This window comes from Cohnella lupini, assembly GCF_003386205.1.
GTDB lineage: Bacteria > Bacillota > Bacilli > Paenibacillales > Paenibacillaceae > Cohnella > Cohnella lupini.
In genome coordinates this window covers 322,161-337,207 of the sequence record NZ_QRDY01000003.1, presented here as the reverse complement: position 1 = coordinate 337,207, position 15,047 = coordinate 322,161, and the positions used below count along the sequence as shown (strand labels likewise).

The following is a 15,047-nucleotide window of genomic DNA, read 5'->3' as shown; positions in this document are numbered from 1 at the left end:
TCCTTTCAACGAGAGGAAGCGCCTCGGAAGCACGGACTTCCGTTCTTATCCGTGCTTCCGAGGCTTCCGTCGATCAATACTTGTCCAATTCGAAGAATCGTTTATCCGCGATGTCCCGTTCTTTCTTCGCTTGAATATCGGCTAGCCAATCTTCCACGGAAGTTTTCTTCAGGTACACGCTTGCGAAATCGTTCTCGAGAATGTTAACTACGCTAGGAGGAGCGTACGACCAAGCGACGTAACCCGTTAAACCGGCTTTCTCCGATTCGGAAATCAGATTCAGCGCTTTCGCTACGTTCGGCTTCAGATCCATCGAGCTGTAATCCTTCTGAAGCGGCTCGGGAATTCCATGCATCGCCATTTCTTGAACGACTTCGTCCTTGAAGAAGTAGCTCAGCAATTCCGCGACTTCGTCTTTATGAGCGGATTTCGCGTTGATGACAAGTCCGCCGCCGACTCCCAGAGGAATGACCGGAACCCCGTCGGCTTTCCAACTCGGGAATGGAGCGAATCCGATGTCGAAATCCGGTTCGTTGTCGGCCGCCAAGCTCCAAGTACCATCAAGCCTCATGGCCGCTTTACCGTTCAGGAACAGCTGGTTGCTGTCTTCTTGGGAGATGGCGTGCGACTTCTTGTCCGTCACGTATCCCGCGTTCCAGAAATCGCTATATCGTTGAATGCCGTCCACGACTTCGGGATCCGTCCATTTTTTGTCCCCGGAGAATAGCTGTTTCGTTCCCTCTTTGCCTAGAATGCTGTTGACGATGCTCGTTACCCACCAATCGTCGACTCCAGGATTGTCCGAGGAACCCCATGCGAACGGCATGATATCCTCATCCATGATCTTAGGAACCAAAGCCATCAAGTCGTTGTAATTAGCCGGCACCTTCCAGCCCTTTTCCTTGAATAGAGTGTCGTTGTATACAAGCACCAAGCCTTCGTAGTTCCAAGGAACGCCTATGATTTTACCGTTCTCGACGTAAGCGTTCTTGGCCCATTTGAACATGTCTTTGTCCCAGCCGTACTTCTCGTAATAGGGGTCCAACGGTTCGATATAATTACTCTTGTATCTTTCTTTGGCCACCGAGGGATCCATCAGCATTAAATCAGGCGCTTGTCCCGCCGCCAACGCGGCAGACTCGGCTTGGGCATCCGCGATCGTCACTTGCTCCAGCTTCACTTCGGGATGATCCTTCTCGAATAGGTCGTACATGACTTGAAGCGCGGAGCTCTCCTCGCCCCATATTGCGGCGTCAGGTACCTTCAGCTTGATCTGATCGGCGCTTTCCTTGTCGCCGGAAGAACAAGCGGGAAGAATGAGTACGGTTGCAAGAGCGAATACGGACAGCGTCTTACCGACGGGATGAAGGACTGATTTGAACATGAACGAGCACCTCGTTTTTCCTAGGATTGGTTAATCCATGCAAGATTTCAGGTACTTAGCCATTTCGACGTAGGCTTGTTCGCCGTCTCCGGGAGCAAGCTCGCACTCTACGGCCATGTAACCCGTAAATCCGATCTCCTTTAACGTTCTGAAGCCTGCTCGGAAGTCGGTATGTCCATAGCCCGGTTGCAACCGGTTGCTGTCGGCAAGATGGACATGCGTGACGAGCTCTCCCGCCGCTCTCAAGCTAGCCGAAATATCCGGTTCTTCGATTTGCATATGGAAGAAGTCGGCCATGACCTTAACTCCTTTGAATCCTCCCTCGCGAATCAAGCTTGCCGCATCCTCTAACCGGTTGATCATATGGTCTTCATATCGGTTCAAGGGCTCAAGAAGAAGCTCAGCCCCGGAAGCCAATGCCGATTCGTTCAGCTTGCTCAGCGAGTCGAGCAATATTTCCCTTTCCTCGTCGGACGCTCGCGGGGAACCGAACGGAGGAAGTTTCTTCGAGAATATTCCGAAGGCCGCCGGTACGACTATGCCCCTCGCGCCTAGTTCCCCCGAGTAGCTGAGAATTTCCGAGATATCAGAGACCGCGAAGGCGCGTTGTTCCGCATCGAAGTCGCCGATCCAGCCGCGGTATCCCCCGCATACGGAACTGATTGCTACTCCCGTCGAGCGAACCGCCTGACGGAGTTCGTCGAATCTTTCGATCAAGGGTTTTCCGTCGATCTCCAACCCTTCAAATCCGATTTCCTTCAGCTTGTTCAGCTTCTGTTCGTAAGTTTGTCCGAAGAAACCTCGATCTTGCGTCGCTAGTAACATGCTCAAACCCTCCATCTTCTGTTCAAATTTCGAAATTGAGTCGGCGAAACCCCGACATAGGATTTAAATAACCGAGTAAAATTCTGAATTTCGCTGAACCCCAGGCTTTGCGCGATTTCCGTGATGGACAGCTCGCTCGTCTCAAGCAGCATCTTGGCGCGTTGGATCTTCATCTCTCTTTGTACCTGCAACGGCGACTTGCCGAAGAGCTCCTTGAAGCGGTTACTGATATAGGTTGGATGCAAATGAAGCTCTTCAGACAAGCTATTCAGCGAAATATGGTTTTCGGGAGATTGAACGATTCTCGCGAGCAGCTCCAAGAAGCCTTCCGACTGATTATTGTTCGATTTGGACCCGTCGCTTTTCCCGATAGCGCTATCAAGAATGATGTAGAGAAGCTCAAGCGATTTGGCATGCTCCAAAATGGAGGAAGGCAACGATCGCTTCTGAGCCGTCGAATCCAGAAACTCCATGAATACTTTCTCGAAGTAAAGCGAATTATGCAGCTTGAATACGTAAGGAATTCGTATCATCTTCATGGCGTCCATAACGCCGGCGATCTCGAAGGTGAAATGCCACCACAAGAATTCGGTTTCTTCCTGCGTTTCCTTGTAGTGGTCATGCATCACGTTCGGGGGAATGCAGATGACCGTTCCCGGAGTAATCGTATAGCACTCTTCGCCGACCCTAAGCTTTGCCGTTCCTTGCTTGTGATAAGACATCACGTACCAAGGAAGAGTTCGATTGATCGTCCTCATCTCGGTACGCCTATTCATGTCGAATTCTATGACGTTCAACTCCGCATGGCGGAGCAATAAACCTAATTGATCGCTCATCTTTCACCTCCGGGCGGAGCATTAATCAGGAAAAGGTAACTCCCAGCTTAATGCTAAGATCGGGGCGTTGATCCACATATTGCTCGTAACCCTCGGCGGACTCTTCGAACGGAACGACGGGATTGATGATATGCTCGCAATCGATTTGTCCGCTCTTGAGCATATCCCAGCATACGTCTTCGATGCGGCGCCAGCTCCAACGCGGATGATCCGGATTCGGCTCGCTGCAAGCACGGGAGAATACGATCTTCGCATTGTTGAAATGCGCCTCGCGACCGAAATCCAAACCGCCCTTAAATGCTCTCGCCCAGCCTACGAATGCGATCGTTCCGCCGTAAGCAAGACCTCTAAGCGATTGTTGAAGCGCGAATTCGCTTGCGCTCGTTTCAATAATGACATCGACGCCCAGTTTGCCTGTCGCCTTCTTCAATTCCAGGCCGATGTCTTGGTTAATCGGATCGAACGCCGCATCGGCGCCGTTGCCGAGAGCGACATCGCGCCTCTTCTCGATCGGATCGATGACGGCAACCCAGCTTGCTCCCGCGAGCTTCGCCATTTGCGCGGCGATTTGTCCAATCGCTCCCAAACCGAATATCGCTACGCGATCTCCCGCCCGAACGTGCGCGTCCCGAATTCCTCCGAGAGCGAATTGCGCGGGATCGAAACATACGGCGTTTTTCCATGACATTCCGTCGGGTACTTTTTTCAAATAATAGTTGTCGACCGCGTTAACCAGGTGGGTCTCACGAACCCCGCCGTAGCTGCATACTCGCTCTCCGACCGCATACTCCGTAACTTCGGACCCCGCTTCGACGATAACGCCGACCCATTGATTACCGAGATTCCATCTCCCGAATCCACCGTCCGTTGAGACATCCTTAGGATCTCGAGGCAGGAACATATTCCATTCTTCGTCGAAGTAGTCCGCCGTATGCGGGCTCTCGCCGCGAAATCCGGCTAGTTCGGAACCGTGTTTAGGCGAAGCATTCTCGATCTTAACTCTGACTTCGTTCGGTTTCATTTCTCTTTCCTCGTAAGAAACGATAGCTGCTTTCTTCGGCGCTTGCGCAATGAGTTGTTTTGGCATCCTTATATCCTCCATACATGTAGTATTGTTTGTTAATCATTTCCGCGAAGTTGTTGTAGCGCTTACATCCCTATTATATAAGACATTTTCCGACATGTTGTTAGCAGTGATCAATGGATATTTATCATTTATACAGGTCAACTGTAGCATTCCCTTTTATTAAATCTTCATCGATTCGTCATGTTCTGAAAATAGCAAAAAAGCTCTTTCCCTGGTTCAATCGGGAAAAAGCCTTTATATTGCCGATTAGGAATTAACTGGTCTTCCCTTCAAAAACGGCCTCGTGGGCGATCTCCACGCGGTTTCTTCCAAGCCGCTTCGCCCGATACAACGCTTCGTCGGCGATATGGAATAACTGCTCGGCATTGCTTGCGAAGCCGGGGTAATGGGCTAATCCGATAGACAACGTTACTTTATCACCGGTGGGACTTGAAGTCTCCGCCATAAATTCGCGAATCTTCTCGGCTTCGCACAACGCATTCTCGAAATTCTCGTTCGGAATGAGCACGACGAATTCTTCTCCGCCGAATCTGCAGCAGACGGACGCTTCGCTCAATAAACGCCTAATCGAGATCGCGAGGAATTTCAATACTTCGTCGCCTTTATCGTGACCGTAAGTATCGTTCACTCTTTTGAAGTTATCCAAATCCATGACCATGATGGAAAACGGAACGCTTTGAGCGATCCAGTTTTTCACGAACCGATCCATCATCCTTCTGTTGTACAGACCGGTTAACGGGTCTGTTTGCGCCTCCATGGACACGTTGTCGAATTGGTACCGGAAATGGCGAACGGCTCTGCCTATCGCCTTGTGCAGCTCGTTCGCTTCGTAATTGAACGCATGGATGACGGGCGGCTCATCCCCGCCGCTGTTGCTCGGAGATAGCTGAGAAGCGAACGTAGCCAGCTTCGACAACGGGGCAGACAGCTTCCCGATAACCCAATATATCAGAATCATGAAGGCGAGCATTGCCGGAAGCATGTACAAAACGATTTTGAATACCAACTCTCTGGACGCGGATAAAACAACCTCTTCGGGAGTTTGCGCCACGATTCCCCAGCCGCCCTCTTTGACGAAAGAGTAGCTGGCCAGCATGGATAATCCCTTAGAGTTCACGACGTGCCCCGTACCGCTTTGGCCGGCTAACACTTTGTCTACGATCGGGTTGCCCACGACCTTCTCCCCGATTCGGCTCTCGTCGGGGTGATACAAAAGAAGACCGGTAGAACTGACGACGTACGCATAAGAACCATTGGATTGATAGGACTTATTGCCGAGCACGGTTTGAAAAATGTTAGTCTCGTGCAGGCGAATAGATCCGCCTATAAATCCGACGTATTTCCCTTCGGGATCGAAAAGGGGATAGCTTACCATAACGATCAGCTTGTTAGTCGCGCTTATATAAGGCTCGGAAATAAGCGGTTGCTGAACTTGAAGCGCTTGGGTTATGCCATCGGAAGTGATTTTGTTCTTCTTAGCGTTCGAGTCCGTATTGGAGCCGTCCAAGACGAAACCGTCTTTATCGATTATGAACACCGAATTGAAAGAGGAGTGGCTCCTCCGAAACAGAATCAATTGATCGTGAAGATCGGTCCTCCCCATATCCGTAGCTAAGAAATCTCCGGTAACGGCTAGGCTCTGCTTCAAATTAACGAATAAATCGTTGACGGTGTCCGACATTTTGTCCCCATAAACTTGGTTAAGCTGCAAGGTCGTCCGGGTTAGCGATTGTTTCTCGCTTCGATAGGCGACGACGGAGCTTATCGTAAGCGTTGCCAAAACAGTCGCGAACACGATCGCGTTTACGGTCGATCGTAATTTGAATCCTCGTTTAATAAGCCGCATAAATAAATCTCCCTGTAACTGTTGGTAGATTCATTTATTCGACATAAATCTACAATTCCCTTGCGATCTACTCCGCTTAGCTAGATTTCTCCGCCAGAAATATCTTTCTTCACAGACATATCCCCTTGCGCCATTTTGCGCAACCATTGATTGATATCCACTCCGGTCAGCGCGCCTACGGTTTCCGGCATCTTGGCGATTAAATCGGTCACATAACCCGTGACTTTGCCGGCGCCTCCGTTTGGCCCGCTGCCTCCGCCGTCCACGATGACTATTTTCTCCGTCTTCGACAGCGGCTCCGCGATGGCCCTCGCGATTTCCGGGAACTTCTCCACGATAAGCTCGATGACGGCCGCTTCGCCGTATTTGCGCAAGGCATCCGCAATCTTGTCCTTAGCCTCCGCCTCCGCTAACCCTTTCAACCGAATGACGTCCGCCTGAGCCGTTCCTTCGGCGCGTTCTCTATCCGCGTTCGCGTTACCCGCCAGTCTGACCGATTCCGCTTCCGCTTTCGCCTTGGCCTCGATCTGGTAGCGGTCTCCTTCGGCACGTTGCTCCTGGGCGAACCGTTCCGCTTCCGCCTGCTTCTTGACCGTAGCTACCAGTTCCTTCTCCCTGCGCTCAATCTCCTTGGACTCTAGCTCGATCTGCTTTTCCCGTTCGATAACTTGAATTTGCATCTCTTCGGCTTTGACCGATTGCATGGTACGGGCTTCCTGCAGCTTATAAGCTTGATCGGCTTCCGCCTTCTTCATGTCTTGCTCCTGCTTAAACGCGGCTTTCTTCACTTCCATCGCCTTGTGGGCCTCGGCGATATTCGTCTCCGCCGTGAATTCGGCCTTCTTCCCGTCCTCAAGCGCCTTGGATTTCGCTACCTGTTCGTCCCTGTAGGCATTAGCCTTGGCGATTTCGGCGTCTCTCTTGACCGACGCGATCTGCGGCTGGCCTAGCGCGTCCAAATATCCGTTCTTGTCTCTTACGTCGCGAATCGTGAACGATACGATTTGCAAGCCCATCTTATTCAGGTCGCTAGCAGCCACCTCTTGAACGTTCCTTGCGAACTCTTCGCGATTTTTGTACACGTCCTCGACGGTCATCGTTCCCAAGATCGCCCTAAGGTGCCCTTCCATCGTTTGCGTGGCGATTCCCTTAAGCTCGGCGTCGGGCTTCCCGAGAAACTGCTCCGCGGCGGTAGCCATCGACTCTTGGTCTCCCTTGATCTTGATCTGAGCCACTCCGTCGACCATTACGGGAACGCCATGCACGGTATAAACCTCGGGCGTATGGACATCCACAGTCTGCACCTGCAGCGATAGGAAAGATGAGCTTTGGACGATCGGCCATACGAACGTACCGCCGGCTTTAACGATTTTCATCCCGTCGCGGGTGAGCGCTCCCGTAACGATCATGGCCTCATCGGCTTTAACGGTACGGTATCTGGATGCGAATACGATAATAAGCAATACGATGACAATGACGATGCCTACGGGAATATATACGGTTGCGTCTAGGTTCAATGCAATCTTCCTCTCTTTATGCGAATAAAAAATTAAACCTTCTCCACTACGAAAGTTCCCGCCATCTCGTCCACTATTCTTACTTGGCTTCCTTGGGCGATTACGGCATCCTCGACGGCTTTGGCTGGAGCGTTATGACGCGTTCCGCCTTGCTCATAGACGATTTCTCCTAATCTAAGTGCCTCGATCGATATGATGACTTTGGCTTCTAGGCCTATCATCGCCTTGGATGAAAGCGCCGTTCCTTTCTGCGCGGCTTGAAGCGGGATGACGACCAGGAAGAGCACGGCGGATGAAACTCCGAGCGCGATCAACAAGGATACTCCCGCCACCGGCAAAGTCGTCCAATCGGTATTATGCAGTAGCATATATCCGATCCCTCCGAATACGGTCAAGAATGTCGCTATGATCGTCGGCGATAGAAAAGGCAGCTCTCCAGCATGGATTTCCAAACCGAATAAATCTCCGACGATCGCCGTAATAACCGCGTAAGCAACTCCGATTCCGAATAACACGATCATTAACGTTTCCATATCAACCCCCCCTCTCTCAAGATTTTGCGTCCTTATGAGGTAATACGTTAACAAATTTGGAAAGTTACTCCTTTTATCCAAGAAATAAACCTGCCTCACGACTTTTGTCGCCGGGGCAGGTTTTGCCTGGAACCGTATGCTAACTAATAAACTTTTTTCTGCTCCCGATCCGCCTTCAGCATCTCCACGGCTTCCTTGAACCTCAACGAATGCACGATTTCCCGCTCGCGCAGAAATTTAAGACTATCTTGGATGTCGACGTCGTCCGTAAAATCAATGAGCCATTGATAGGTCGCCCTTGCTTTCTCCTCCGCCGCGATATCCTCATAGAGATCCGCTATCGGATCGCCCTTGGTGCCGATGTAAGCAGCCGTCCATGGCACTCCTGCCGCGTTATTGTAGAACATGGCACCGTCGTGATTAACGAAGTTAGCGCCTAGCCCCGCGGCCTCCAGCTGTTCCGGGGTAGAATCCTTCGTCAGCTTATAGATCATCGTCGCGATCATCTCGAGATGCGCGAATTCTTCGGTTCCAATATCCGTCAATAATCCGATGACCTTGTCGGGAATCGTGTACCTCTGGTTTAAGTATCGCAAAGCCGCGGAAAGCTCCCCGTCCGCTCCGCCGTATTGCTCTACAAGATACCTGGCCATTCGAGGATCGCACTTGCTCACTCGAACGGGATACTGGAGCTTCTTCTCATAGATCCACATGCGCTCGCCTCCTCCTCACACTTGCCAAGGCCAAGGACTATCCGCCCATTGCCATGGAAACCGGCTAAAACTATGACCGAATTGAAGCAACGGGCCGTATTTCATTTCGAACTCGTTAGCCAATTGCTGCCGCCGTTGCGCAAGCTGATTAAACTGTTGTACCGCTTGCATATCCGTCGGATGGGTATCCAAGTACAAGGTTAGCTCCACTAGTGCGAAATCGACCTTCTGCAATTCCTCGAGCTCTTTGCGGTAAGCATCGTCTCCCCGGACATTCGGATCCGGCTTATTGCTCCGTTCGTTTCGATCGCTTCGCTCGCGTCTGTCGTTTCGGTCGTAACGATCATAGCGCTCGTTGCGATCGCGCTCATCCTGATCGAACCGATCAACCATTGCTTTTGCCTCCTTTGGACGTTCCTCGCCTAGAAGGGTAAGGGCTGTATAGCGCCGGCCATAACGTGCCCTTTCTTAACGCTTCGTCCAATGAAAATTGCGGAAGGTTCATCGGTTGGAAGTTAATATACTGGTTCGGCGGCACGATGTACCACTTCACGCGAATCGGGGGACACGGATCATTGGGACTGACATAGGGCATGTAGTCTCGCCATTGGGCATCATACATGAAATTCTCCTCCTTTGAAGTTGGGACAGCCTCGCGTTAGCTCGAGACTGGAATTCCGCTCCGCTTATAGCCTATGCCCCGTATTCGAAACTTCTGACTTCTTTTTGGGGGAATTCCATCGTTAGTGACGACGCCTGTTCGGCAGCAAAGAAAAAAGTCCCGATGAACCGCGCTGCCGCAGTTCATTGGGACTTTCTACTTCCGATCTCAAACCGTCGATTCTTGGCACTCCTCGCAAAGCCCGTAAATCTCGAAGCGATGGTTCAATATTTTATAATTGCCCGGTAATGCCATCTGTTGCTCCATCGGGCAATATTCGAACGTCAGAGTCTTCTCGCAGTTGATGCAAATCAAATGATGATGATGGTGGTCCAAGCAGCTTGCCTTGAATTTCAAGCCGCCTTCCATGAAATAAAATTGCTCCAGCACGTTCATCTCGCTCAGCATTCGCAGATTTCGATAGACGGTGTCGAAGCTCACGCTTGGATACTTCAAGCTCATCTGATCATAAACGTCCTTAGGGGATAAATAGCCCTCGTTGCTCGTGAAGATTTGCGCCAACGTTCTTCGTTGGTCGGTAATTCTCCATCCGTGCCTAGACATCGTCGCCAGCATTTCCTGATCCGAATTGTGCCCCTGCTCTGACAAGACTCTACCCATTCCCTTCTTGGTCAACTGTCCGTCGGCCTACTGAAATTTGATCTTGAAGTCGAATAATCCGGCTTTGCGCATGGCCATGAACACGATAACGACGATCGGGCCAAGAAACACTCCTACTACGCCTACGAGCTCGTATCCCACATATAAGCTTATTAAAGCCGATAAGGCTCCGATTCCTACGGCGTCTCCGAGAATCTTAGGTTCTACGATCCTCCGGACGACCGTTATGATCAAGAACAATAGAATCAAGCCGACTCCCGTATAAACGTTACCGATGATGATCTGGTATACCGCCCACGGTACGAGCGCCGAGCCGACGCCTAGAACGGGCAGTATATCCACGACTACGATGAGAAGGGATATGGCCAGGGGATATCCGGTTCCGATAATCAGCAGTCCTATGAACGATAAGACGTAAGTAATAACGCTTAGCAGCAGTTGCGCGCGGAGAAAACCGAATACCGACTTGCGAAGACTGAACAGTACATCCTCGACTTGTATTCTGGATTTTTCCTCGAACAAAGAGAGAAAAGATACTTTCATCAGAGGCAAGCTGAATGCAAACAAGTATACAGCTACTAAGAACACGATGAAGAAAATAAAAAAGTCGGGAATTCCGGATGCGAAGCCGAGCAATATACCGGAGATTTTCGCGGATAATTGGGCTAGCGCCGACGTGGCGTTGGAGAGCCATTGCTCCAATTGATCCGGCACGGGCGTCGCGCCGTTAGACGAATACTGCTGAGCTTTCTCTATGAGATCCCGTATGTAATCGTTCGCGCTCTCGAGCATGGTCGGAAGCTTATCGAAGAAAGCTTTCAACTCGCTTACAAGCTTCATACCGATAAGTCCGAGCAAGCCTAGGAGAATGACGGTAAACAACGTGCTTGAGATCGTCGAAGCCGCTAACCGATTCATTCGCGTACTCTTCATAAGGAACACCGTTAGCGGCTCCAGGAAGACGGCCGCTACTAAAGCGAGCAGGAAAGGAGCTCCCACCGTAAAAAACAAATAAAGAAAAGCAAGCGAAACGATCATCAAGAGCAATGCGCGAATCGGCATGGCCTATCTCCTTTCTTCCCTGCATTGCCTGTCCCTTGAATTAGTCCTTCGGTCGCGGTTGCGATTCCGTTTCCGATTCCAATAGGGAAGTTCCAACGACGGCGATCTTGTTCTTATAGATGTGAACCCGCTGGATTCTTAATCGTTCGGTTTGCGCAATCTCGAACACGTAACCTTCGTGTATGACTTTCTGCCCTTTGGAGATATTGCCTTCGAGGTGATTGAACAACCATCCGCCGATAGAATCCACTTCCTCGTCCTCGATATCAAGACCCAACAGATCATTTACGTCTTCAATAAGAATACGTCCGTCGACGGACGTTAATTCCCCTTTGACTACGACGGTTGGGAGTTCGTCGTCGAACTCGTCGTGAAGCTCCCCTACGAGCTCCTCGATGATCGTCTCCGCGGTCAGCATACCTGCCGTTCCGCCGTATTCGTCGATTACGATCGCTACCTGGGATTTCCTTCGTTGCATGAGCTTCAAGATTTTGCTGACTTCCATCGATTCCGGAACGCTTAGAATCGGTCTCAGGAAATCTTTCAAATTATGCTCGACGTCCGGATCCGCCGTCAATAAGTCCGTAATATGGACGAAGCCGAGAATTTGGTCCTTATCTTCTAAGCCTACCGGATACCGGGTATGCTTCGTCGAGTAGATCAGCTTCATATTCTCTTCATAAGACAAGTTCGCGAATAAGCAGTCCATATCCGTCCTAGGGAGCATGATTTCGCGGGCGACGCGGTCCGCGAACTCGAAAACGTTATCGAATAAAGTCATCTCGTCTTTGTCTATAATGCCGCTCTTGGCGCTCTGGCTCATAAGGATACGGATTTCTTCCTCCGTGTGAGCTGCTTCATGCTCGCCCGCCGGTTCCACGCCGACCAACTTAAGCAGCCGGTTTGCCGTTCCGTTAAGAAACCATATGACGGGAAGGAATATCCGGTAGAACATTAACAGCGGCCAAGATAGCCACAAGGAAACGCCGACGGAACGCTGAATGGCAAGCGATTTCGGCGCCAATTCCCCTAGAACGATATGTAAGAACGTTATGACGCAGAACGCGACCGTGAAAGCGATCGTATGAATGACCGTATCGTCGGTTACTCCGAAATCGTGGAGCAGCGGCGCGATGATCAAATCGGCGATGGCCGGCTCTCCCACCCATCCGAGTCCAAGGGAAGCCAAAGTAATGCCCAGCTGCGTCGCCGACAAGTACGCATCGAGTCTTTTATTCACTTTAAGGGCGTATTTGGCCATGACATTGCCTTCATTGCTAAGCTGGGTGAGGCGTGTTTGACGGACTTTCACCAACGCGAATTCCGATGCAACGAAAAATCCGTTAAGAAGTACCAAGAACAGAACAAGAACAACATTCCAAAAAATCAAACCCCATTGTAGCTCCAAGTAATTCTGCTCCTCCTCATCTGCCCCGTGAACGACTAATTATTGACCATAGCCTTAGGGGATTGCTCTTCTGGTCTTGAAATCGGTATCGCGGTAGTACATGTCGGAAACGAGTAAATTCGGACCGCAGCAGCTTGCCGCGGGACAATGGCAATTAACCGCTTGTTGCATCGGATGCTCTCTCCACTTGGCGAAGACGTCGTCCAGCTTCTCTTGTTGGATGTTGCCGAAGGAAGGTACGGACGCAAAGTCCGTAACGTATACGTCTCCGCTGAACATATTTACATTTACCCGATTTCGTCCATCCGGATCATTGCGGACGGTAACTTTATTTTCTTCCCATAATCTTCTCACTAACCGTCTTTCTTCTTCGTTTTCGCTGCAAGCGAAAAAAGGCAACGTGCCGAACAGCATCCAGATGTCGGGATTGCGGTTGTCTAGCAAGGTCTCGACCGCTTCGAACATTTGGGTGCGCGTAACCGCTGGAAGTCCCGATGCGAAGGAGCTCGGATACATCGGGTGAACCTCGTGGCGTTGACAACCCATCTCGGCGATAATTCGATGTATATCGGCAATTTTCTTATACGTACGATAATTGATCATGGACTCGGCGGATACGAATAGACCGCCTTTCGTTAGCTTTCGCGTATTATCGATCATGCGTTCGAACATTTTAGAAGTCGTATCGGCACTGACGTTGCGCCCTGTACGGGCGAATCCGACCTCATGGAAGTCTTCCGGCTGCGTATAATTAAAAGATATGTGCATGACGTCCAAATAAGGAGCGATGAGTTCATATCTTTCGTAATCCATCGTTACGTTCGAATTCAACTGCGTGCGAATCCCCCGGGAGCGGGCATATTTCAATACGGGTATAACGATATTACGAACCGTCTCCATGCTGAACGTCGGTTCTCCTCCGGTCATGCTTATCGTTTCCAGATGTTCGACCTCGTCCAATCTCCTCAATACGAGCTCAAGCGGGAGATGAGGCGCCTCCTTCATCGTTAAGCTATCGCCAACGGCGCAATGCTCGCATCTCATATTGCAAAGATGGGTAACGGTCAATTCCACGCTCGTTAACTCGTGACGTCCGAACCGTTGCAACGAACGAATGGGATCCCATGGATCATTCTCCGGGGTTAGTGCTCTCCAGCCTGATGGCGGCGCGAATGGTGCCACTGCTGCGGGATGGGAAATACCTTGCATAATCAATACTCCTGTCGTCTGTTACGTTCCTTTTATTGTACTGGTCGGGAGGAAATAAAACAAACTATTACATGAAACAAAACAAGCTGTCCTTATTGCGATTAATAATCGCAAGAGGACAGCCGTTATCGATTATGCGGTTATCGGACTGATTTCCTCCGTGCCCAGTTCGATTTTCGAGATCAGCACGTTCAGGTTTTTGGATAAATCCATATCGAACGGAGACTTAAGCTCCATGCCGTATTCGTCCGTGAGCACTCGGATGACAGGACGGTGCACGCAGGTGGAATTGATATCGCTGACGACGGCGCTTTGGCCCGTGTTCAGCTTTACCGTCAATCCGATCGGATATATCGCCACCTTATCCCGGAACAATTGCAGCATAGACGTATCGTACAGAATATCGCTTCCCGAGTACAAAGCCTCGACCGCTTGATGCGGAAGCATGGCGTTTCTGTACACTCGGTGGCTAGTCATGGCGTCGTAGGAGTCGACGATGCCGATCCACTTCGCGTAATCATGGATTTCGTCGCCTTTGATTCCTCTAGGGTACCCGGAGCCGTTGATTCGCTCATGATGCTGGTAAGCGCAATGAGCAGCCAACAACGGAATGTTAGGCTCGTCTTTGAGTAAATAATACCCGCGCTCGGTATGCCTCTTCATTTCATCGAATTCGTACGCCGTTAATGCTCCCGGCTTCAACAACACCTGCATCGATATTTGCGTCTTGCCGATATCGTGCAGAAGCGCTCCGAGGCCTAACGTTACCAACTGTTCGTGGGTATATCCTCTCGCCATTCCGAGCAAAGTCGTATACACACATACGTTCAGCGAGTGCTTATATAAATAATGATCGACCGTATGCAAATTCATTAACATGATCATGGCGTCTTGACTGCGGCTAAGATCATCCATGATGAGTTGCATGACTTGTCGCATTTTATGCCCTACGTACGGGTAATTACCGCTTTTTCGTTTGTGGGGTAGATCGATGAAGTCGCGGAATGCAGATCGTATCGCTTGTATCGTACGCCGTTGCGTCTCATCGGTAAGCAGTTCCGGAATGACTAAGTCTTCGGTCTTGGCATCTTGTATATAAAGAAAACTTATTCCGCACTCTCCCAGCCTGCGGATAAGCGAAGCAGTCAACTCGACTCCTTCCGCCAACAGCACGATGCCGTCGTCCGAATAGATTTTCTTGGCCAGCTTCATGCCCGGCCGACTTAAAGAAATCGGCATCATGCGCATTTCGTCATTATTCCTCCTTCTATCAATCGATTTTATGCAAGAAGGCAAAAATTCCCTTATTCATTACATCGGAAATCTTTTATTTATTGTTTAGAGA

Annotated in this window: 15 protein-coding genes; all 15 read right to left on the bottom strand. The window is 50.4% G+C overall.

Annotated elements, in window-relative coordinates; genetic code table 11:
- Positions 1-73: 73 nt before the first annotated feature.
- The gene (locus DFP95_RS08435) at positions 74-1,384 is read right to left on the bottom strand and encodes an ABC transporter substrate-binding protein (RefSeq protein WP_115992150.1); all 1,311 of its coding nucleotides are present in this window, start codon (positions 1,382-1,384) and stop codon (positions 74-76) included.
- A 30-nt stretch (positions 1,385-1,414) separates the two neighbouring features.
- Positions 1,415-2,209: a sugar phosphate isomerase/epimerase family protein gene (locus DFP95_RS08430; RefSeq protein WP_115992149.1), complete on the bottom strand. Its 795-nt coding sequence runs from the start codon at positions 2,207-2,209 to the stop codon at positions 1,415-1,417.
- Positions 2,210-2,211: 2 nt separating this feature from the next.
- Complete coding sequence (locus DFP95_RS08425; protein ID WP_115992148.1) at positions 2,212-3,045, bottom strand: AraC family transcriptional regulator; 834 nt, start codon at positions 3,043-3,045, stop codon at positions 2,212-2,214.
- Positions 3,046-3,070: 25 nt separating this feature from the next.
- Complete coding sequence (locus DFP95_RS08420; protein WP_115992147.1) at positions 3,071-4,132, bottom strand: zinc-binding dehydrogenase; 1,062 nt, start codon at positions 4,130-4,132, stop codon at positions 3,071-3,073.
- 253 nt (positions 4,133-4,385) lie between these two features.
- On the bottom strand, positions 4,386-5,978 hold the full coding sequence (locus DFP95_RS08415) for a sensor domain-containing diguanylate cyclase (protein WP_115992146.1): 1,593 nt from the start codon (positions 5,976-5,978) through the stop codon (positions 4,386-4,388).
- A gap of 80 nt (positions 5,979-6,058) precedes the next feature.
- Entirely contained in the window at positions 6,059-7,495 is a 1,437-nt protein-coding gene (locus tag DFP95_RS08410; RefSeq protein WP_181907320.1) for a flotillin family protein, read from the bottom strand.
- Between the two features lie 32 nt (positions 7,496-7,527).
- Positions 7,528-8,028, bottom strand: coding sequence for an NfeD family membrane protein (locus tag DFP95_RS08405; RefSeq protein WP_115992145.1), 501 nt, complete (start codon positions 8,026-8,028; stop codon positions 7,528-7,530).
- Between the two features lie 143 nt (positions 8,029-8,171).
- Positions 8,172-8,741 carry a manganese catalase family protein gene (locus DFP95_RS08400; RefSeq protein WP_115992144.1) on the bottom strand — a complete coding sequence of 190 codons (570 nt, stop codon included), beginning with the start codon at positions 8,739-8,741 and terminating at the stop codon, positions 8,172-8,174.
- A 15-nt stretch (positions 8,742-8,756) separates the two neighbouring features.
- Positions 8,757-8,975: a spore coat protein CotJB gene (locus DFP95_RS29265; protein ID WP_245987491.1), complete on the bottom strand. Its 219-nt coding sequence runs from the start codon at positions 8,973-8,975 to the stop codon at positions 8,757-8,759.
- A 151-nt stretch (positions 8,976-9,126) separates the two neighbouring features.
- Complete coding sequence (locus tag DFP95_RS08390) at positions 9,127-9,363, bottom strand: spore coat associated protein CotJA (protein WP_115992142.1); 237 nt, start codon at positions 9,361-9,363, stop codon at positions 9,127-9,129.
- Between the two features lie 207 nt (positions 9,364-9,570).
- Entirely contained in the window at positions 9,571-10,023 is a 453-nt protein-coding gene (locus DFP95_RS08385) for a Fur family transcriptional regulator (RefSeq protein WP_115992141.1), read from the bottom strand.
- Between the two features lie 27 nt (positions 10,024-10,050).
- On the bottom strand, positions 10,051-11,085 hold the full coding sequence (ytvI, locus tag DFP95_RS08380; protein ID WP_115992140.1) for a sporulation integral membrane protein YtvI: 1,035 nt from the start codon (positions 11,083-11,085) through the stop codon (positions 10,051-10,053).
- 40 nt (positions 11,086-11,125) lie between these two features.
- Positions 11,126-12,493 (bottom strand): hemolysin family protein, encoded by a 1,368-nt coding sequence (locus DFP95_RS08375; protein ID WP_115992139.1) that lies wholly within the window; start codon positions 12,491-12,493, stop codon positions 11,126-11,128.
- 54 nt (positions 12,494-12,547) lie between these two features.
- Positions 12,548-13,702 carry a radical SAM/CxCxxxxC motif protein YfkAB gene (gene yfkAB / locus DFP95_RS08370; RefSeq protein ID WP_115992138.1) on the bottom strand — a complete coding sequence of 385 codons (1,155 nt, stop codon included), beginning with the start codon at positions 13,700-13,702 and terminating at the stop codon, positions 12,548-12,550.
- 132 nt (positions 13,703-13,834) lie between these two features.
- Positions 13,835-14,950 (bottom strand): HD-GYP domain-containing protein, encoded by a 1,116-nt coding sequence (locus DFP95_RS08365; RefSeq protein ID WP_115992137.1) that lies wholly within the window; start codon positions 14,948-14,950, stop codon positions 13,835-13,837.
- Positions 14,951-15,047 lie beyond the last annotated feature (97 nt).